The organism is Chitinophaga sp. MM2321 (genome assembly GCF_964033635.1).
Classification (GTDB): Bacteria; Bacteroidota; Bacteroidia; order Chitinophagales; family Chitinophagaceae; genus Chitinophaga.
In genome coordinates, this window is the sequence record NZ_OZ035533.1 from 6,110,193 (window position 1) to 6,128,878 (window position 18,686).

General features: G+C 45.4%; 19 protein-coding genes. 8 read left to right on the forward strand and 11 right to left on the reverse strand.

All coding sequences use genetic code 11. The features are described from left to right. The first annotated feature begins 14 nt into the window (after window positions 1-14). The 3 genes from ABQ275_RS23965 (at window position 15) to ABQ275_RS23975 (ending at window position 2,920) form a co-directional block, all read left to right on the forward strand. On the forward strand, window positions 15-1,715 hold the full coding sequence (locus ABQ275_RS23965) for a PNGase F N-terminal domain-containing protein (RefSeq protein ID WP_349315673.1): 1,701 nt from the start codon (window positions 15-17) through the stop codon (window positions 1,713-1,715). Between the two features lie 63 nt (window positions 1,716-1,778). Next, window positions 1,779-2,402, forward strand: a complete 624-nt coding sequence (pnuC, locus tag ABQ275_RS23970; RefSeq protein WP_349315674.1) for a nicotinamide riboside transporter PnuC — start codon at window positions 1,779-1,781, stop codon at window positions 2,400-2,402. After that, window positions 2,399-2,920 carry an ATP-binding protein gene (locus tag ABQ275_RS23975; protein WP_349315675.1) on the forward strand — a complete coding sequence of 174 codons (522 nt, stop codon included), beginning with the start codon at window positions 2,399-2,401 and terminating at the stop codon, window positions 2,918-2,920. Before pnuC ends, ABQ275_RS23975 begins: the two co-directional genes overlap by 4 nt. 3 nt (window positions 2,921-2,923) lie before the next feature. Here the strand turns inward: ABQ275_RS23975 and mtgA are convergent, their stop codons facing one another. Next, complete coding sequence (gene mtgA, locus ABQ275_RS23980; protein ID WP_349315676.1) at window positions 2,924-3,640, reverse strand: monofunctional biosynthetic peptidoglycan transglycosylase; 717 nt, start codon at window positions 3,638-3,640, stop codon at window positions 2,924-2,926. A gap of 162 nt (window positions 3,641-3,802) precedes the next feature. Here mtgA and ABQ275_RS23985 point away from each other — a divergent pair, with 162 nt between their 5' ends. Together ABQ275_RS23985 and ABQ275_RS23990 are read left to right on the forward strand one after the other, a co-directional pair. Further along, the gene (locus ABQ275_RS23985) at window positions 3,803-4,420 is read left to right on the forward strand and encodes an L-threonylcarbamoyladenylate synthase (RefSeq protein WP_349315677.1); all 618 of its coding nucleotides are present in this window, start codon (window positions 3,803-3,805) and stop codon (window positions 4,418-4,420) included. A gap of 13 nt (window positions 4,421-4,433) precedes the next feature. After that, complete coding sequence (locus ABQ275_RS23990; RefSeq protein ID WP_349315678.1) at window positions 4,434-4,745, forward strand: hypothetical protein; 312 nt, start codon at window positions 4,434-4,436, stop codon at window positions 4,743-4,745. A gap of 139 nt (window positions 4,746-4,884) precedes the next feature. Here ABQ275_RS23990 and ABQ275_RS23995 read toward each other — a convergent pair whose 3' ends face one another. The 3 genes from ABQ275_RS23995 to polA all read right to left on the reverse strand — a co-directional run bounded on the left by ABQ275_RS23995 (window position 4,885) and on the right by polA (window position 9,626). Further along, entirely contained in the window at window positions 4,885-6,030 is a 1,146-nt protein-coding gene (locus tag ABQ275_RS23995) for a C1 family peptidase (RefSeq protein WP_349315679.1), read from the reverse strand. 108 nt (window positions 6,031-6,138) lie between these two features. Then, the gene (locus ABQ275_RS24000; RefSeq protein WP_349315680.1) at window positions 6,139-6,663 is read right to left on the reverse strand and encodes a GNAT family N-acetyltransferase; all 525 of its coding nucleotides are present in this window, start codon (window positions 6,661-6,663) and stop codon (window positions 6,139-6,141) included. Window positions 6,664-6,815: 152 nt separating this feature from the next. After that, entirely contained in the window at window positions 6,816-9,626 is a 2,811-nt protein-coding gene (polA, locus tag ABQ275_RS24005; protein ID WP_349315681.1) for a DNA polymerase I, read from the reverse strand. A 95-nt stretch (window positions 9,627-9,721) separates the two neighbouring features. Here polA and ABQ275_RS24010 point away from each other — a divergent pair, with 95 nt between their 5' ends. After that, window positions 9,722-10,051 carry an ArsC/Spx/MgsR family protein gene (locus ABQ275_RS24010; protein WP_349315682.1) on the forward strand — a complete coding sequence of 110 codons (330 nt, stop codon included), beginning with the start codon at window positions 9,722-9,724 and terminating at the stop codon, window positions 10,049-10,051. Window positions 10,052-10,313: 262 nt separating this feature from the next. Here the strand turns inward: ABQ275_RS24010 and ABQ275_RS24015 are convergent, their stop codons facing one another. After that, window positions 10,314-11,411: a glycosyltransferase gene (locus ABQ275_RS24015; protein ID WP_349315683.1), complete on the reverse strand. Its 1,098-nt coding sequence runs from the start codon at window positions 11,409-11,411 to the stop codon at window positions 10,314-10,316. Between the two features lie 349 nt (window positions 11,412-11,760). Here ABQ275_RS24015 and ABQ275_RS24020 point away from each other — a divergent pair, with 349 nt between their 5' ends. Together ABQ275_RS24020 and ABQ275_RS24025 are read left to right on the forward strand one after the other, a co-directional pair. Further along, window positions 11,761-12,009: a hypothetical protein gene (locus ABQ275_RS24020; RefSeq protein WP_349315684.1), complete on the forward strand. Its 249-nt coding sequence runs from the start codon at window positions 11,761-11,763 to the stop codon at window positions 12,007-12,009. A gap of 119 nt (window positions 12,010-12,128) precedes the next feature. Continuing rightward, complete coding sequence (locus ABQ275_RS24025) at window positions 12,129-13,268, forward strand: formimidoylglutamase (RefSeq protein ID WP_349315685.1); 1,140 nt, start codon at window positions 12,129-12,131, stop codon at window positions 13,266-13,268. A gap of 87 nt (window positions 13,269-13,355) precedes the next feature. On the opposite strand, the gene ABQ275_RS24030 is transcribed toward ABQ275_RS24025, so the two are convergent. The 6 genes from ABQ275_RS24030 to ABQ275_RS24055 form a co-directional block, all read right to left on the reverse strand. Continuing rightward, a complete protein-coding gene (locus tag ABQ275_RS24030) occupies window positions 13,356-13,769 on the reverse strand; it encodes a hypothetical protein (RefSeq protein ID WP_349315686.1) in 414 nt (137 codons plus the stop codon). 63 nt (window positions 13,770-13,832) lie between these two features. Continuing rightward, window positions 13,833-14,228 carry a lysozyme inhibitor LprI family protein gene (locus tag ABQ275_RS24035; RefSeq protein WP_349315687.1) on the reverse strand — a complete coding sequence of 132 codons (396 nt, stop codon included), beginning with the start codon at window positions 14,226-14,228 and terminating at the stop codon, window positions 13,833-13,835. Between the two features lies 1 nt (window position 14,229). Then, window positions 14,230-15,036 carry a class I SAM-dependent methyltransferase gene (locus ABQ275_RS24040; RefSeq protein WP_349315688.1) on the reverse strand — a complete coding sequence of 269 codons (807 nt, stop codon included), beginning with the start codon at window positions 15,034-15,036 and terminating at the stop codon, window positions 14,230-14,232. A 96-nt stretch (window positions 15,037-15,132) separates the two neighbouring features. Further along, on the reverse strand, window positions 15,133-16,413 hold the full coding sequence (locus ABQ275_RS24045; RefSeq protein WP_349315689.1) for a pitrilysin family protein: 1,281 nt from the start codon (window positions 16,411-16,413) through the stop codon (window positions 15,133-15,135). A gap of 43 nt (window positions 16,414-16,456) precedes the next feature. Beyond that, window positions 16,457-17,695: a pitrilysin family protein gene (locus ABQ275_RS24050; protein WP_349315690.1), complete on the reverse strand. Its 1,239-nt coding sequence runs from the start codon at window positions 17,693-17,695 to the stop codon at window positions 16,457-16,459. A gap of 65 nt (window positions 17,696-17,760) precedes the next feature. Beyond that, complete coding sequence (locus ABQ275_RS24055) at window positions 17,761-18,675, reverse strand: retropepsin-like aspartic protease (protein WP_349315691.1); 915 nt, start codon at window positions 18,673-18,675, stop codon at window positions 17,761-17,763. Window positions 18,676-18,686 lie beyond the last annotated feature (11 nt).

Below are 18,686 nucleotides of genomic sequence, written 5' to 3' on the forward strand. Positions count from 1 at the left end.
TTAATAAAAGAGAGATGAAAGGATTTTTTGTTTGGACGACGGGCCTGATAATGGCCACCATGCCAGTACTGGCGCAGAAAAAGAAACAGATAGATAGTGCCGCCGCCATTATCACCTATGGTTACCTCAGCAACGGAAAGGAAGTTTCCGGCAACGGACTGCAACTCATTATTGACCACAACCGCGCACATATTGTTGCGGGAGGAACAAAACAAAAAGAACAACAATACCTGCATTTGGGAGAAGCCGCCACTTACCAGGTACTTGGCACTCCTAACGGGGACATATATACGCTCAGGAAGCCCTTTGCGGAATATACTTCGGCCGAACTGCTGCCGGATACGGCTACCATCCTGGGGTATGTATGTAAAAAAGCAAAACTGTTCATACGCTCCAACACCATCGAAGTATGGTATACCAACGCGCTGCAACTGAAAGGAACACCCAATATCACCATCGCTCCGGGGCTTGGCCTTGTACTCAGGATTGTACGCAATGGTAACAGCGAAACCATCGCCAGGAAGATAACGTATCGCAAAATAACCGACAAGGAGCTGGCATGGCCCACCAATCTTGGACAACAAGTGGATGATGCCGCCTACATGCGGCAGGTGATAGACAGCCGTTACAGTACTGTGCCTGTCTTTAACCAGGAACAGATCAGCTGGGGCAATCCCATCACGAATCCTGCGGGCGAACAGCTCAATCAAACCTATCATTACGCCGGCGGTACCGTGATCCTTAAAAAGGTGAAACTCCCTGAAACGGGAAAAGACACCACCATGTTTGCAGAGCTGATACAATATTCCAACGGGGATGCTTACGACAGAACGGGCTCAGTGTTTATGATCCCGGCAGATAAGGCCACCTCTTTCCTCGATGGGTTGCAGAAGGGCGTAGGTGCGTTGCCGTTATTTACCGCTAAAAACGGTAAAAGCTACCAGGGAATGGTAGCCACAGAAAACTATCTGCCTGCGCTGGAGATCCTGCGGTTTTTTACACCTTTTGGCGTGCGCCATTTTAATGAGCAGGTAAAGATCCAGGGATATAAATGGGCGGATTCCGTTATCTATAAACAAGATATTACCGAACTGCAAAGCCGCCTCCAGGGCGAAGTGTGGCTGGGCGTATACATCGGCAACTATGATAAGGGCGGACATAAAGTAAGTCTTAGCTTCAAATATTATCCGGGAGACAGGGAAGATGAGAACCACTCCGCACCCGACTGGGTTTATCCCGTATTCAACACCACTAACCTGATGGAAATGGCCGGACAGGAATACCCTACCCTCTTCGATCGGGATTCATTATCCGTTACGGTCAACATTCCGGAAGGAATTAAGAACATACAGTTGCGCTATATCACCACCGGTCATGGAGGCTGGGGCGGCGGTGATGAATTTAACCCGAAACAGAACGAAATTTTTGTAGATGGGAAACGGGCGTATCACTTCATACCCTGGCGTACCGATTGCGCCACGTATCGCCTGTCAAATCCGGCTTCGGGCAACTTTGGCAATGGCCTGTCCTCATCGGACCTGAGCCGCTCCAATTGGTGCCCTGGCACGCTTACTTCTCCGGTTATCATCTCACTACCTGATATTACACCCGGTATACACACCATTAAAGTGGCTATTCCGCAAGGTAAACCTGCTGGTACAAGTCAGAACTTCTGGGATGTTTCGGGTGCATTAATTGGAGAAAAAATTCATTAATCCTGGTATATTGCTGATCTGCCAGATTCATCCAAAAAATCCAACATCCTTTAATCCTGGTTCATGAACGAGATATCCGAAGGGCTTTTGCAGGGGCTGCACGAAATGACAGGGCTGGAAGCAGTGGCGGTATTGTTTGCAGTCTTGTCTGTTATCTTTCAGAAAAAAAATAATATCCTGGTATACCCTACTGGTATTATCAGTACGGGTATTTATACGTATCTCTTGTCCAGAGAACATTTCAAGTTGTATGCAGATGCTACGCTCAACGCCTACTACCTGGTAATGAGCGTGTATGGCTGGTTGTACTGGGCAAAGAAGGGACCGCAAAAGACCCCCATAAAAATTACGCGCAGTACAAAAACGGAATTATTAACAGCGGTTATTATTGCCGTTGCTGGCTGGGGTATTTTTTATCTGTTGCTGGTCAATTTTTCTGATTCCAATGTACCGGTAATGGATGCCTTTATTTCTGCGGTGGCCTGTAGTGGCATGTGGTTGCTGGCAAAACGCAAGCTGGAAAACTGGATACTACTCAACATTTCCAACTTTGTAGCCGTGCCGCTGCTTTTTTACAAGCACTTATATCTTACCGCCTTTCTTACCATCTTTTTATTTATCATTGCCATATTCGGATTTATCAGTTGGAGGAAAACAGTGCAGCAGGAAGAAATTTCCCATTCATGAAAAAAGTAGTCGTTATCGGCCCTGAATCAACGGGCAAAAGCACCCTGAGTGAAAAGCTGTCCACACATTTCAATACGGTGTGGACGCCGGAATATGCGCGGGCATATATTGACCGGTTACCACGGCCCTATGAACAGCACGACCTGCTGGAAATAGCTACCGGGCAATTACAACTGGAACGGGAACAGGCCGCCAAAGCCAATAAGCTCCTGATTTGCGATACGGATCTGTATGTGATAAAAGTATGGAGTGAGCATAAGTATGGCGATTGTGATGCACGGATATTGGATCAGATTGCGCAGCAACGTTGCGACCATTACCTGCTTACTTACATCGATCTTCCCTGGGAAGAGGACCCGCAACGCGAGTATCCCGACCCCGAAATGCGTACTTATTTTTATAATGTTTACAGGGATATCGTGATGCAATCCGGTGTAACCTGGACGGATATACGCGGTGGCTATGAACAGCGCGAAACCCTTGCCATAGCGGCGGTACAGCAGCTGTTGGAAAATTAGCCGTTATTTTCTACCGGTTACCAGCTCCATAATATCCCGGTCGGGCGACAGGTTACGCATCTGGATCAGTATTCTCCGCTGACGGTAAGCGGTGATCTTTGCCGGCGGATTGACGGTATATTTTACAGGATTAGGAAGACAAGCGGCTATCATGGCGGATTCTTCCCGGTTCAGACTGGCCGCACTTTTATTATAGTAGGCTTGCGCCGCAGCTTCAATACCAAAAATGCCATCACCGGTTTGTGCAACGTTCAGGTACATTTCCAGTATCCGTTGCTTCCCCCAGATTTTTTCGATCATAAAAGTAAAATACACTTCCAGTCCTTTACGTATCCAGCTGCGGCCCTGCCACAGGAATACGTTCTTGGCCACCTGCTGACTGATCGTGCTGGCGCCTCTTATTTTTTTACTTTTCTGATTGTGTTTCATGGCCTTTTCGATAGACTTATAATCAAATCCATCATGATCAGGGAAGAGCTGGTCTTCGCTGGCTATCACGGCCAGTTTGGCGTGCTGAGATATCTCATCGTAGCTTACCCATGTTTTATGAAATTTACTATCCGTTCCCCACAGGCTTACCCAGCTGGATATCATGGTAATTGTAATAGGTGGGTTTACCCATTTCAGCAGGATGATATAAACGAATTGTGCAACAAATAAAACCAGTAATACTCTCTTTAATCTCCTCCACGTTCTGGGAACAATGCCTTTTAAACTCATCCGCGTAGGTTTAGAAAAATCGGGCTGAAAGGTAGGAAGATATTTGTGAATTCCGAATTCCGAATTGAGAATTACCATGTTGTGAGGGGATTATTTGGTAAATTTACAGGAGAGCAGTATGTCAGGGTAGTGCTTTCATCTGCAATCCGTAATTATTTATTTATGTTGTTAAACGTACATCCCGATAACCCGAATCCGCGTCATTTGAAAACGATCGTTGAATGTTTGAAGGATGGTGGGATCATCATTTATCCAACTGACACCGTATATGGTCTTGGTTGTGATATTACGCAGCACAAAGCGATTGAGCGCATTGCGCGTATTAAACAGGTAGATCCGAGGAAGGCGCATTTTTCATTTATCTGTTATGACCTGAGCCATTTATCGGATTACGCCAAAAGCGTGGATACACCGGTTTTCAGGATGCTGAAAAAGGCGCTTCCCGGCCCTTATACATTTATTCTTCCTGCCAGCAGGCTGGTACCCAAATTGTTGAAAACGAAGAAAGATACCGTAGGGATCAGGGTGCCTGATAATAATATTTGCAGAACGATTGTACAGGAACTGGGTAACCCGTTAATGAGTACTACCCTGCCTATAGAAGACTACGTGGAAGAATATACGGACCCGGAAATTATTTATGAGAAGTTTGGCAAGCTGGTAGACATTGTTGTGGATGGTGGCCCCGGCGGCATGGCATTTTCCACGGTAGTGGATTGTACCGGTCCGGTACCGGAGCTGATCCGCGAAGGTCTTGGCAGCTTTGAGGAAATATCCTGATAAAGTATTTTTTATGAGAAAGAGATGGTTGATCATATTGTGTTGTATGGGATTAGCCCTGCCCGGACTCAGGGCGCAAAATTTTTCATTGAAGCCGGTGAAGCTGTTGCCGGCAGTTAAAACAACCACGCATATTACAGCTCCCGTTCCTGCTCCTCCCCGGCCGGATTACCCCGTTTACCTGCTTGCACCCAACACTTATTACAACCAGTGCTTCGGTTTTTTCTGTAAACAGGAATGGGGCCTGCAAAAACATACAGGCGTACCTGTTAAATTCAGGTTAGGGAACTATTCCTATGCCCAACGACAAGAGGGAAAACATTAACAGCTTTTACTGGTTTGATTTTTAAGGGAGATGCTTGCCGATATCAACTAATATTTGTTGACATAGGCAAATATATTTTATATGTGTTAAAAAAGGCAGACTGCCAGCAGTCTGCCTTTTTTAACAGCGTTATTGCGCCTTATTTGATGCCCAGTTTCTTTGCGATAGCTGCCGGTAACCCTTTTTTATTTACCATGAAGCAGGTGGTTTTGTAAGCAAAGTAAGGTTCGGAAGCATAGAAGTAGCCTTGTCCGTAATTGGGAGTACCCCAGGAGTTTTTAACCCGGAAGTATTTGTTGCCGTTCTGATCTTTCACCAGCCCTACAATGTGCATACCGTGATCGTCCTGTGTTTCGAAGTTATCGAAAGCGTGCTGACGGACTTCCGCGGTGATCGCTTTTTCTTTGCCTGGTTGCAGGAAGATGTTTTTTCTTTCTTCTGCAGACATATCTTCCCAGTCTTTATCCGGAACGATGGCCAGTCCTTCTTTGAAATTGAAGCCTTTTTCACTTACATCAGCTGCCCATGCGAGGGTATAGCCATTCATGACAGCGTTTTCAGCGATGCTGGTGAAGTCTTCCAGGGTAACGTTGTATACTTTTTCCCAGTTCCAGTTGTCCGGCACTTCCAGTACGAACTGTGAATTGTACGGGTGGTGCGTAAAGGAAGAAATGAGTACATAATCGTCGGCATTGAGGCCCAGTTCTTTTGCAAAAGACTGTGGCGTATAGGACTTTCCGTTGTATTGGAATTGTTCCGGTGCTTCGCCCATGTAGGCATTCAGTACACCGTTGAATGCTTTCTTCCAGTCGGGATTAATGGTGCCTGATGCGTTGCCGATACTTTTGGCCATGCCTTCCAGGAGTGTTTCCATTTCAGCATGGTTATACATTTTACCTTTATTGCCATCATATACACTTTGTGGTACCAGGCCGTATTCGCGCAGGCACAACAGATCATCCGGGAAGCCGCCACCTTCGCCGAAGTTGGCCTTACCATGCATCCGCACGTAGTTGTCGGCTTTCAGCGGATACATTTTGCGTACAACGAACATCTCACTGAGGTTCAGTCCTTTGGCTTTGCCATTACGGAGTACTTCAGATTCGAAAAAAGAAAGACCTGAGAAAGACCAGCATGTGCCGGTACGCCCCTGGTTTTCTACATCACCGGCATCAAGATTTTTTAAAACGGTAAACTGGTAGCTACTACCCTCCACATTGGTACTGTTTTGTGCAAACGCTGCTGTACTGCATAGCATGGCTGCACACATCATCCATTTCTTCATGAGTGTATTATAATAAGTTTTAAAAACAAGTGCCAAATGTAAGGGAAAGGAGATATTCTTCCCAAGATAAGATGGATGAACGGAGCTTGCTACAGCCGCTGGTGTTGGTTATCTTTCGTTATAATGTTCCCTGGTAATTTCCCATTCCCAGAGGTCTTCATTCTCTTTATTTTTGACGGTGCCTACAAAACGCATTCCTGCTTTTTGTAATATTTTTACCGAAGCATTGTATTCTTCTTCCGTATGTGCAATTACCTTTTGTACATAGGAATGACCGAAGGCAAACCGGATGAGTCCCAGTGCCATTTCGGAGCCAAGGCCCTTTTCGCGGTAGTCGTATGATATTTCATAACCCATTTCAACCACCCCCTGGTGATTAGGCTTTCCTTTGAAGCCACCAGCACCGATCAGGCGTTTATCTTCCCGGTGAATAACCAGGTAAAAGAACCACCCGAACAGGGAGGGGTTATTGCGCAATTTATCATAAGCAACTAGTACCATTTCCGGGTACTCTGTCCAGCCTTCCGGAACGGTAATTCCAAGCAGGTCGGCCAGTATGTCATTGCCTTGTAACAGCGATTCAAAGTGCTCCAGGGAGCAAGGCAATAAGTGTAGTCGAGGTGTTTGGATCATGTTTGAAACTAGTAAACAGTTTTGGGAAATACAAGAGAGGGAAGTGAAAAGAATTACAAATTAAGGATTACGGAGGTATGGGGAGATGTAAATGAATCTCTCCTGGTAAAAATCTCCTCACTATTCCGTAATCCTTAATTTGTAATGCTTTGCTAATGTGCTTCGAGCCAGTTATTGCCTGTTCCCATTTCCGCCTCTACCGGAACGGACAACGGGAGGGCATTACGCATACAGTCTATTATAAGGGGTTTAATTATTTCCAATTCTGAGCGATGTGCATCAAAAACCAACTCATCATGCACCTGCAGGAGCATGCGGGAGCGGAGATTGCGCTGTTTAAATTCCTTGTGAACCGCAATCATGGCCAGTTTGATCATATCGGCAGCTGTACCCTGGATCGGCATATTGATGGCGTTCCTTTCTGCGTATCCGCGCACAACGGCATTGGAGGAGTTGATATCTTTTAACCAGCGTTTTCTGCCCAATATCGTTTGTACGTAGCCGTTAACCTGTGCAAATTTAATCTGGTTCTCCATGTATTGTTTAATGGATGGATACTGCGCGAAGTAATTGTCTATCAGCATTTTGGCTTCGCTGCGGGGAATGCTGAGGTTTTCGGACAAACCAAATGCACTCACGCCGTAGATGATACCGAAGTTCACACTTTTGGAATTGCGGCGCATTTCCGGGGTAACTGCGTCCAGTTCTACATTATACACTTTGGCAGCCGTAGCAGCATGGATATCTATGCCCTGTTGAAAGGCTTCCATCATGTGCTTGTCTTCGCTGATGGCGGCAATGATCCGCAACTCAATCTGTGAGTAATCTGCCGATAGCAGCACAAATTCCTCGTTGCGCGGAACGAAGGCTTTGCGCACTTCCCGGCCCCTGTCCGTACGGATAGGAATGTTCTGTAAATTAGGATTGTTGGAGCTTAAACGACCCGTTACCGCCACCGCCTGATTGTAGGATGTGTGTATGCGGCCGGTGCGTTTATTCTGCATTAACGGCAACGCATCTACGTAGGTGGATTTGAGCTTACTCAGCTCGCGGAAAATGAGGATGTCTTCTACGATCTGATGCTTGTGCGCCAGCTTCTGTAGCACATCTTCACCGGTAGCATATTGGCCGGTACGTGTTTTTTTTGCTTTCGGGTCCAGTTGTAATTTTTCAAACAATACTTCGCCCAGTTGTTTGGGGGAGGCCAGTTTGAATCTTACACCAGCTTGTTCATATACACTTTCTTCGGCGCGTTTTATTTCTGTTTCCAGTTCGCGGGAATAGTCTGCCAGTGCAAGGGTATCGATAGCGATACCTTCAAACTCCATATCTGTGAGTACGCTTACAAGCGGATTTTCTATTTCGTAGAATACTTTGTCCACTTTCTTTTCGGGAAGCATGGGGGCAAAGGTTTCTTTCAGTTGCAGGGTGATGTCTGCATCTTCCGCCGCATATTCTTTGATCTTTTCAATTTCCACATCCCGCATAGTGCCCTGGCCTTTCCCTTTTTTCCCGATGAGCGATTCAATGGATACGGGTTCGTATCCAAGGAACTGGGCGCTCAGTGCGTCCATGCTGCGGCGGCCTTCCGGCTCCAACAGGTAATGGGCCAGCATCGTATCAAATACGGTGGTGGTAACATCAATGCCATACCACTTGAGAACCAGCATATCATATTTGATATTCTGTCCGATGAGGGTGATGGTTTCACTTTCAAAAAGTGGTTTGAATTCGTGCATGATAGCGCGGGCGGCTTCATGTGCTGCCGGCAAAGGAATGTAGTAGGCTTCTCCTTTTATAAAGGAAAAGCTCATGCCTACTATATCTGCTTCGTTGGCATCGGTTCCCGTGGTTTCTGTGTCGAAAGAAACTTCTTGCTGTTGCAATAGTTGCGACAGCAGGTCCGCTCTTTTTTCGGGGGTATCAATCAGTATATAGTTATGCGGGGTATTGCCGATATTTTTTTCCGGTGCCATGAAGGTGGCCACCTCCACTGTTTCTGCTATTACAATCACTTCTTCGGTGGTATTACCGAAGAGGTCTGTTTGTACTACTTTTGTTTGGGGCGCGGCAGTGTTTCCGGAAGTAAATCCATCGCCCAGGATTCTTTTACCCAGGGTTTTAAATTCCAGTTCAGTGAAGATCTCTGTCAGCTTTTCCTTATGAATTTCAGTGAGGCAGAAATTTTCCTCATGAAAGGTTACCGGTACATCTGTGATGATGGTAGCCAGTTCTTTAGAAAGGATGGCGTTGTCGTGACCCGCTTTGATCTTCTCCCCCATTTTACCGCCTATCGCATCCGCATTGGCCAGTACATTTTCGAGGGTGCCGTATTGCGCCAGGAGCTTCATGGCTGTTTTTTCTCCAACACCGGCGATACCGGGGATATTATCCACCGCATCTCCCATCAATCCTAAAATATCAATTACCTGGTGTACATCTTTGATCTGCCATTTTTCACATACTTCTTTGGGCCCCATGATCTCTTCCTTGCTGCCCATGTATGGCGGCTTGTAAATGAAGATATTATCCCTTACCAGTTGTCCGTAATCTTTATCGGGGGTAACCATATACACGGTGTAACCTGCGTCAGCAGCCTGCCAGGCCAGGGTGCCGATTACATCATCCGCTTCATAACCATCCAGTTCCACTACCGGAATATTAAACCCGTCGATGATGCGTTTTATATCAGGAAGGGCGTCCAGCAGATCTTCCGGCGCATCCTGGCGGTTGGCTTTATAATCGGTGAAAGTAGTATGGCGTTCAGTAGGCGCATGCGTATCAAATGCTACGGCTAAGTGAGTGGGTTTTTCTTTATTGATGAGATCCAGTAAAGTAGTGGTAAAGCCAAATTGCGCATTGGTATTGCGCCCTGTGCTGGTAACACGGGGATTCCTGATCAGGGCGTAATAAGCCCTGTAAATCAGGGCCATAGCGTCCAGTAAAAATAATTTCTTTTGCATTTGCTAAACCTACAAGAATTAATTTAAATGCACAAAATTAAGATAGTACTACCATATACCATCACGCTGTAACTTTGAAACTGAAAAACAAGCATATGAATAAGATATATCATTTGTCTACCTGTAGCACCTGTAAGAAAATCCTGGAAGAAATAAAGGCGAAAGACCGGGGATTTATTTTGCAGGACATCAAGAAAGAAAAGATCACACCGGCACAACTGGAGGAGATGCATGCACTGGCAGGCAGCTATGAAGCCTTGTTTAGCCGGAGGTCGCAACAATACCGCCCCATGGGATTACATGAAAAGCAACTGACAGAAAGTGATTACCGCGACCTGATATTACAGGAATATTCTTTTCTTAAACGGCCTGTAGGTATTGCCGGCAACAGGATCTATGTGGGAAGCGAAACGAAGAATATTTAGTATTTATTGCCCCCTCCCAGCCTCCCCCGAAGGGGGAGGAGAATAGGAGACGAGGGTTTATTTTGATCTTCGATTTACAAGCATTTTACGGATAATACGGGAGTACGTTATGTGACCATCTGATATAATATTATCTACTTGCAATTGCCACCTCAAAGACGAAAATAAGCCATCGTCTTCTTTCTCCTCCCCCTTCGGGGGAGGCTGGGAGGGGGCAGAAATATGCGCTGGTTTAATAGCACAACGCGTTTTCTCTACATAATTAAATGTCCAAATGCTTTATGAATTGCTGCACCACCGCCTTATACTGATCCATATCCTCATGGTGGAAAGAGCGGAAGGGGAAGGCGGCAGCAGCGTCCAGGGCTGGTTGCAGCGCAAAGTCTTCCTGAGCAATGGAATAAAAATATCCTTTTTCCATCAGGTATTCACCGAGATAAACCTGTTCCGACTGACCGGGTGTAGGAATGAGGATTGCTTTCTTATTTAGTTTTGCGAGGTCCATGAGTGTGGTATAACCGGAGCGGCTCAATACCATGTCAGAAGCCAGCATGGCGTCGTTTAACTCTTTGGCATTGAGGTGGTTTACTTGTGTTATGCCGGGTGTAATCTGTTCATGTTGCGGTAAGCCAGGTTTGCCACTTACGATCAGTGCCGTAATGGGCAGGGTGCGAATCTGGTCAAGGATCAGCGTTTCCAGGTTGGAGCGTTGCGGTTCCGGACCGGAGATCAGCACCAGCAGATCATACTTTTTTGTGACGGATGGTTGCGGCTCAAAGCGACTGAGACAGCCGATATAGGTGGTATTTGGCGGCAACTCCGCAGGATGTGCCAGTTCACCGGAGAGGTTGTTGTCACCTGCGAAATCAGGAATCCAGCAGGAGCCGTATTTACGGATAAAGCGATAATTTATTTTTTGCAGGGCGCGTTCCATCCAGCCACCAAAGGGTGTTTTGATAAGTAGCTGGTGTGTAATGAAAACGGTTGGAATATCTTTATGATAGAGGCCAAAGCGATTATCAGAGATGACTGCATTGATTTTGTGTGTATCGACCACTTTTTTCAGCCAACGTTGCTCGTTTTTTACAGACAGATAGATTTTCGGAATTTGTTGGACGATCTTCAGTCCGAAAAATTTCCCTTTCTGTGCATACTGGATGCGGTATCCGGGCAGTGGTAATATGGTGATCCGGGGAAATTCCTGTTGTAGCAGTGCGGCGTGTTTACCTTCTGCTGCAATAAATACTTCGCAACCTGCGTTTAGCATTTCATGGATCAGGGGAATATCGCGGGTGGCGTGTCCGAGGCCCCAATCCAGGGGCGCTATTAAAATTTTTGCGGGTGTCAGGATTGTGGACAAATAATTTGATTTTTTTTGCGAATTTAGCTTAAATTACAAATGGGCACTGTTAAGAAAAGGTAAACTCTCAGAACGGATATAATATACATTATGAAAGTAATGAAATGGATAGTGATTTTTTTTCTTTGCGGAAGTTTGGTGACAGGATGTAAAGTGTTTAAGAAAAATGATTGCGGATGTCCCACCATGAATAAAAAACGAATGCACTAACAAATTTCTGTAATACAGCGACAACTGACAACTAAAGAGACTAACAAACAACTAACAATTAACCTTATCCTTTTATTTGGATTATCCCATGAATACCTGACCAAACAATATTTTCGGGGAACAGTCAAATTTTTTATTCATGAAACCTGTAGATAGAGATTTACTAATCCTGCTACATGAAGATCGGTACACAGAGCAGCAAATCCAGTCCGCCGTCAGGCAGATCAGCGATATGTTATCGTTGATTGAAACGATGGATTACCTCTGCGCTGTGATGGAAGTAGTAGATTGCAACAGAAGCAGGATCACCAGCAAACGATCGGTGCTGGAGAAGGCCATTTCACGTAAAACGCACAAACCGTTTGAGTTTATTGTTCACAGGAACTAACAGTCGTGCATTCACAATTCCCGTTATAGGAGCTTTAGCCCGCTGCTTATCTGTCTCGCTGTGCTTTTTTTATTAAATTCTTGTTGTACGTTTGCCATCAAAATAAACCCAAATAAGTGATGGCCGATTTTTCGCACTTGCAGGATTTTTTACAACCTGTTTCCAAGGCATTTCTTAATGACGACCAGGAGTATGATGCTTACCAGGTTGGAGGCACCATTGATGTTTATGAAGATCATCATCAACCGGATCTGGATGCGGCTGATATTGTATTACTCGGCGTTGGAGAAGAAAGAGGTAGTGCTTCCGGTAAAACGGATACCGGTGGCCCTGATGCCATCCGCCGTGAATTTTTCAGACTCTACAACTGGCACCGGGATATTAAACTCGCAGACGTTGGTAATCTGCGCTCCGGCGCTTTCCTGGCAGATGCCTATGCTGCCATGAAAACAGTGATCGCAGAATTGTTGCAAGCCAACAAAACCGTCATTATCCTGGGAGGATCACACGACCTCACCTATGCGCAATACAAGGCTTATGCGTCGCAGCAACTGATTATTGAAGCTACCGTAGCTGATGCCCTGATAGATTTGCAGGAAGAGTCTCCCTTGCGCAGTGAACGCTTTTTAATGGATATGCTTACAGAGCAGCCCAACTATCTACGTCACTACAATCATCTTGGTTTTCAAAGTTATTTTGTTCATCCACGCATGCTGGAAACACTGGATAAATTACGCTTTGATTGTTTCCGCCTTGGCCGCATCCGCGAAAATATGGAAGAGGCAGAACCCGTGTTGCGCCATTCAGATATGTTTAGCCTGGATATCAATATTGTCCGGCATACGGATGCACCGGCCAACCACCTTTCGCCGAATGGATTCAGTGGCGAAGAAACCTGCTCCCTGGCCCGTTATGCAGGCATGAGCAGCCGGCTTACTTCTTTCGGCATCTACGGATACCGCCCGGAAAAAGATAAAGAACAACTTACCGCCAGACAGATCTCACAAATGCTGTGGTATTTTATGGACGGTCGGGCTGTGAAAAATAAAGAAGCCCTGCTGGATGACCGTGATGCTTTCTGGGAGTTTCATATAGCCTTCTCCGATATAGAAACCGTATTTCTGAAAAGCAAAAAAACAGGCCGCTGGTGGATGCAATTACCAGACAGGGAATTTGTTCCATGCGCTTATAACGACTACCTCCTGGCCAGTAACAACGAAATGCCCGAGAGATGGTTGCGGCACCAGGAAAGACTCTAATCATTTCGGGATTTTTTGATTTGTGAATTTTTTGATTTTGTTTGATAGAAAGATTTTGCGCTGAAGAAAAATCGCAAAATCCGTAAATCAAAAAATCTCTAAATGAAGTAGTATTGCTACCCTGTCTTTCAGGTATGTGGCTTTATTGTCGGTGGAGATCATGGCATCGTCCAGACCCTGCATGGTGCGTTTGTGCATTTTTTCTACGCGTTCATCTATCTTCTTAAAATATTCATACTTTTTTTCTTCCCATGTCCCCTGCTCTATCCGCAATTGTTGCAGCCGGGAAGGGTCTATATGGCTGTATAGATGTTGGAGCGTGATATACAGGAGGCTGTCGAGCTGCTTGTAATAGTCAAGTGCACAGCCATACATGGTATGGCTTTCGCTAAGACATTGCTGGTAGCGGGTTTCGAGTGAGTCCAGTGTCGCAGGGGATGACTGCGCATAAGTGTTCGTACACAAAAAAACCGCCAGCAGTATAGGGATAAGGATTCGCATAGGCGCCGGGTGAAGCGCAAATATACTAATATTAATATATTTAAATATATTAATTTATGTCGACTATTGCTTCACATTAATCGACCCGGTACATACGTCACCCTGCGGGGTATCATTGATCCAAACTTTTATGGCATCGAGGCGCTGGTTGGTAAGCTCCGCGAGGTAATTGGCCTTACACATCGGGAAAACACTTCCATAACTTTTGGCAGATTCGGGATACATGGCTTTCAGTTGGGCATCTCTCAACTGCACCCACAACCGTTGTGCATCCTTGAAGTTGTTGATAAATGTTTTGTTGGCGGCATAGTCTTTCAGGATCAGCTGGTAAACAGTATTCATCTTTTTATCAACGTCCTTGTATTCCTGTGCGGCCTGTTTGTTCATCTCCGCCTGTGACTGCGCAAATCCGGTAAAGCTGCCGGCCATCAGTAAAAGCGCCATGAAAAGTGATTTCATATCAATCGGGTTTAAAGAATTTAAATGCATATACCATCGGCAGTTTTTCTTCCATTCCTTTGATGTAAAAGCGGCTGTTTTTTTCTACCATGTTACTGAAACAGTTGTAGGGAGAATAATTATATTCACGAAACACCTGTATCTGTAACCCTTTACCAGTAAGCGATCCGGTGATTTCAGACAGAGAGTGGTTCCAGGAATAGGAAACACTTTTGAGATCTGATCCGCCATCTGTATACGTGCCGGCTACTTCTTCCACAATCGTTGTTGTATTGAAATAGTTATAACGGATGGAAGTAAAGCTATCATCAAACATCCACATCACCGGATGAAAATCGGCCATGATAAATTGTCCGCCGGGTTTTAGGAAATGATTCACCACACCGGCCCACTTGTCGAGATCAGGCAGCCATCCGATGGTGCCGTAAGAAGTGAATACGATATCAAAAGTACCTTGCAGGTGCGCGGGTAAACTGTAGAGGTCACAGCAAATGAAGCGGGCTTTATCCTGTAGTTGCAATTGTGCGGCGAGGGTATTGGCTTCGGCGATAGCGGCGTCTGAAAGGTCTATCCCTGTTGTGTTTGCACCCATCCTGGCCAGTGAAAGCGTATCCTGTCCGAAGTGGCATTGCAGGTGAAGTATCTTTTTACCTTGTACATCCCCCAGTAATTCCAGCTCTATACTATTGAGCGAATTATTGCCATTCACAAATCCTGCTACGTTGTAAAAAGCGGAGGTAACGTGAACGGGGGTACATTTATTCCAAAGTGTTTTATTGGCCGCCAGATAGATTGATTCATTTTCCATGTTAGTGATCGTTTTAAGTATAGCGCACTAACCAAAACCGGTGATAGTAAAAGTTCCCGGTATCGGAAGTCTTTTCTATCCCCGGTTTTCATCTTCTTAAATAACTACCAGCTCATAAAAATCGCCTGGCGAATAATATTGCTTCGCCAGCTGTTGTAATTCTTCTGCGGTAATCGTTTTAATAGTGCGGATATTATTGTAGAAATAATGTTCGTCCAGATCATTGAGGATCAGGTTTTTCCAACGCTGGATCAACTGAAATGCGCCATCCAGGTCACCTAAAACAGAGCCGATCATATAGTTGCGTACCAGGTCCAGTTCTTCTTTCGGCACCGGTTCATTTTGCAGCTTCAATAACTCTTTATACACTTCTTCAATAGTGGCTTCACAAACATCCCTGCCGGCTTCGGTCTGGATGTTGATGGCGCTGGTTTGCCTGAAGTTATAGAGTTGCGAATAGATCCCGTAGGTGTAGCCTTTGTCTTCCCTGATATTACTCATCAATCTCGATCCGAAATAGCCGCCCATTATGGTATTCAGTACAAGCATTTTTGGGAAGTCGGGATGGTAACGGTTGGGGAAAGGCCGCGCCAGCCGTACAGCACCCTGTACGCCATTTTCATCATTGAAGATGCGGAACTTTCTCTCTTCAGCCGGCTGGATCAGCAGATCCAGTTTGGTGAGCCGGGAATCTCCGTTCCAGGGCGTACTACCGAAATATTTATTCAGCAGTTCAACCATGTTGTCCGGCATGTGTCCTGCTACAAAAATGCGACAGTTATTGTAAGTGTAATGCTTTTTGTAAAAGCCACGCAGGGTTTCTGTTTGCAGTGCATCGTAAGCCATCATGCTGCTTACGCGGCCGTATGGATGAAATTCGCCAAACAGGTATTTATCAATAAAGCGATTAGCAACAAAGTCACATTTCTGAAGATTAACAGCCAGTTTTTGTTTCTGATTCTGTTTGTAGAGATTTAGTTCTTCTTCCGGAAATATGGGGTCCAGGATTACTTCCTGTAATACCGGCAACAGTACTTCTGTATGTTTGCTAAGACAGTGCAGTGTATACGTTGCATTTTCATGATAGGCATTACGGTTCAGGTAAGCGCCGTGGTAGTCGATGCTTTCATTTATTTCCTGGGCTGTGTGTTTGCTGGTGCCACTCTTCATCAGGAAGTTGGTAGCAGTAGCTTCCAGGCTTTCACTTTCATACCAGCTGCCGGCAGGAAATACCAGCTCCAGTTGAAGTGTCTCCTGTTCATCCGACTTTATCACATAAACGGGGATACCGTTGTCCAGTGTAAATTTTTCGTACGGTTTCAGCGTTATATTAAACTCCACAGCATCTTTAATGGAAGGAGGAATGGTTCTGTTCATTAGGTTTTATTTAAACCGATATAGCTGCAAAGCAGCCATAGATTTAGTTTTCGGCGTAATAGTAAATAGTGTTGGAATTTTTCTCATCAAAAAGCAGCTTTGCTTCCTGGTGTATTTCTGCTGCGGTAACTACTTCGTAGTTATCAAATTCCTTGTTCATTAATGCGGCATCGCCGAGCAGTTCATAAAATGCGAGGTTGTTGGCACGATTGAGTAAGCTCATGTCTTCAAAAGCGAGCATACTTTCAACGCGGTTCTTTACTTTCTGCAATTCTCTGTCGGTGATGATTTCACTTTGCAGTTTTTCCAGTTCTATCTGAATAGCTTTTTCGGCATCTTTCATTTTTACGCCTTTCACCAGTTTGCCTTCGATGGTGAGTAAACCGGCATCCAGGCTGCCGAAATGATAACAGTCGATATTGCTGAACATTTTTTTCTCTTTTACCAGTACCTGGTGTAAGCGGGAAGAACTGCCACCACCGAGGATATCGGAGATAAGATCAGCAGCATAATAGCGTTTGTCCTCACGGGCATACATGTGGTAGCATTTATACAATGCGTCCAGGGGTACTTTAGCTTTTATTTCCAGTTTATGCGGCGCTGGTTGCGGCGGTTCTGCCGGCAGGTTACGGAGATATTTATCACCGGAAGGAATGTCGCCAAACCACTTCTCTGCCAGTACTTTCACCTGTTCGGTGGTGATGTTGCCTCCTACTGAAATGATCGCGTTGGCTGGTCTGTAAAATTTAAAGAAAAAGGCTTTTACATCTTCCAGGGTAGCGTTTTCAATATGTGATAGTTCTTTCCCTATGGTCATCCAGCGATAAGGATGTGTGGAGTAGGCCAGCTCGCGCATTTTATGCCATACATCACCATATGGTTTGTTGATGTAGTGTTCCTTAAACTCTTCAGAAACGACCTTACGTTGTACATCCAGGCTTTTTTCGCCAAATGCGAGCGACAACATCCGGTCACTTTCCAGCCAGAAGGCGGTTTCAATATTTTCTGCCGGGAGCTGAATATAGTAGTTGGTAAGATCACTGGTGGTGTAGGCGTTGTTTTCTCCGCCCGCCATCTGCAAGGGTTCATCATATTCCGGGATATTAATGGACCCTCCAAACATCAGGTGTTCAAATAAGTGAGCAAAGCCTGTCTGTTCCGGATTTTCATCTCTCGCTCCTACGTCGTACAGTACGTTTAGTACAGCCATGGGAGTGGTATGGTCCTCGTGAACGATTACCCGCAGCCCATTAGCTAACGTAAATTTATTATAGTGAATCATAATATGATTGTTGTGTAAAGGTAAAAATAGGGGAAAAATTTACGAATCGGGCCCGTTGCGCGTATTTATTCCAGATAGAGTTCTTTTTTGTTGTAGTTGATTGTGAGGGTAAACTGTTTCCAGATATCGTAGCCAATAGCGCCGGCCACTTCTGTAAATACGCCTACATCGTCTACATCTTTGCAATAACTGACGGGAACATTTTTGATATCATGTCCGCCCAGCTGGAGTAAGGGAATGCTGCTGTTGATATAGTAGAGGATCTTTATCATATCCTGCACCTTGTCTGTATCGATGGTGGGTAAGGCGGTGTTGAGTTTGTTTTTATCTACATAAGCCCAGTTAAACAGGATGCCATAATCTCCGCCGGTGGTGACGTGATAGTGCCCGGGTAAGGAGCGGCCATCAGGCAATTGGATAGCGGCATCAATGACCGGTGTGCTGAAATTGAGCTGAAAGTGAAGCAGCCGGCCGGTATTGCCAATAGGCGTTTTACCGTTACGGAACAGGGTTATTTGCTGTTGCCGGTAGTCTATTTTTACGATGTAGGATTTGAGCAAAGCTACGCCTATCACGCCGTCTATAGGTCCCAGTGCATCCAGGTTTTCGAGATAGGCGCTGACGTAAGGGAGCCGTATTTCTTTCAGGTAAAGGGCGTTTAAAGTAGTTACCGGCACTTTAATCATGCCGTTGTTGCTACCGCTCATAAAGGCTTCCCGCCCACTTTTTAGCTGTAATTTTTCGGCGATACGTGTATGCAGGATGGTGACTTCCGCGCCGGAATCAAAAATAAAATGAAGGGTATCAATGCTCCCGGAAAGGAGTACCGGGATGACAACATGTTTATCTATCAGTTTGAAAGGGATCACCGCTACGGGTTTCTTATTGTCCACTTCCGCAGACGTATTTTTACGCTGTGCACCGGCAGGTACTACAGCATGGCAGAAAAACACAATTACAATCCCTAAGAAACGCCACATGCCACAAATAA

What these genes read in the sequence shown, in the direction of transcription:
- ABQ275_RS23965 (WP_349315673.1), top strand. Translation starts at nt 15, where the DNA reads ATGAAAGGATTTTTTGTTTGGACGACGGGCCTGATAATGGCCACCATG.
- pnuC (WP_349315674.1), top strand. Translation starts at nt 1,779, where the DNA reads ATGAACGAGATATCCGAAGGGCTTTTGCAGGGGCTGCACGAAATGACA.
- ABQ275_RS23975 (WP_349315675.1), top strand. Translation starts at nt 2,399, where the DNA reads ATGAAAAAAGTAGTCGTTATCGGCCCTGAATCAACGGGCAAAAGCACC.
- mtgA (WP_349315676.1), bottom strand. Translation starts at nt 3,640, where the DNA reads ATGAGTTTAAAAGGCATTGTTCCCAGAACGTGGAGGAGATTAAAGAGA.
- ABQ275_RS23985 (WP_349315677.1), top strand. Translation starts at nt 3,803, where the DNA reads ATGTTGTTAAACGTACATCCCGATAACCCGAATCCGCGTCATTTGAAA.
- ABQ275_RS23990 (WP_349315678.1), top strand. Translation starts at nt 4,434, where the DNA reads ATGAGAAAGAGATGGTTGATCATATTGTGTTGTATGGGATTAGCCCTG.
- ABQ275_RS23995 (WP_349315679.1), bottom strand. Translation starts at nt 6,030, where the DNA reads ATGAAGAAATGGATGATGTGTGCAGCCATGCTATGCAGTACAGCAGCG.
- ABQ275_RS24000 (WP_349315680.1), bottom strand. Translation starts at nt 6,663, where the DNA reads ATGATCCAAACACCTCGACTACACTTATTGCCTTGCTCCCTGGAGCAC.
- polA (WP_349315681.1), bottom strand. Translation starts at nt 9,626, where the DNA reads ATGCAAAAGAAATTATTTTTACTGGACGCTATGGCCCTGATTTACAGG.
- ABQ275_RS24010 (WP_349315682.1), top strand. Translation starts at nt 9,722, where the DNA reads ATGAATAAGATATATCATTTGTCTACCTGTAGCACCTGTAAGAAAATC.
- ABQ275_RS24020 (WP_349315684.1), top strand. Translation starts at nt 11,761, where the DNA reads ATGAAACCTGTAGATAGAGATTTACTAATCCTGCTACATGAAGATCGG.
- ABQ275_RS24025 (WP_349315685.1), top strand. Translation starts at nt 12,129, where the DNA reads ATGGCCGATTTTTCGCACTTGCAGGATTTTTTACAACCTGTTTCCAAG.
- ABQ275_RS24030 (WP_349315686.1), bottom strand. Translation starts at nt 13,769, where the DNA reads ATGCGAATCCTTATCCCTATACTGCTGGCGGTTTTTTTGTGTACGAAC.
- ABQ275_RS24035 (WP_349315687.1), bottom strand. Translation starts at nt 14,228, where the DNA reads ATGAAATCACTTTTCATGGCGCTTTTACTGATGGCCGGCAGCTTTACC.
- ABQ275_RS24040 (WP_349315688.1), bottom strand. Translation starts at nt 15,036, where the DNA reads ATGGAAAATGAATCAATCTATCTGGCGGCCAATAAAACACTTTGGAAT.
- ABQ275_RS24045 (WP_349315689.1), bottom strand. Translation starts at nt 16,413, where the DNA reads ATGAACAGAACCATTCCTCCTTCCATTAAAGATGCTGTGGAGTTTAAT.
- ABQ275_RS24050 (WP_349315690.1), bottom strand. Translation starts at nt 17,695, where the DNA reads ATGATTCACTATAATAAATTTACGTTAGCTAATGGGCTGCGGGTAATC.
- ABQ275_RS24055 (WP_349315691.1), bottom strand. Translation starts at nt 18,675, where the DNA reads ATGTGGCGTTTCTTAGGGATTGTAATTGTGTTTTTCTGCCATGCTGTA.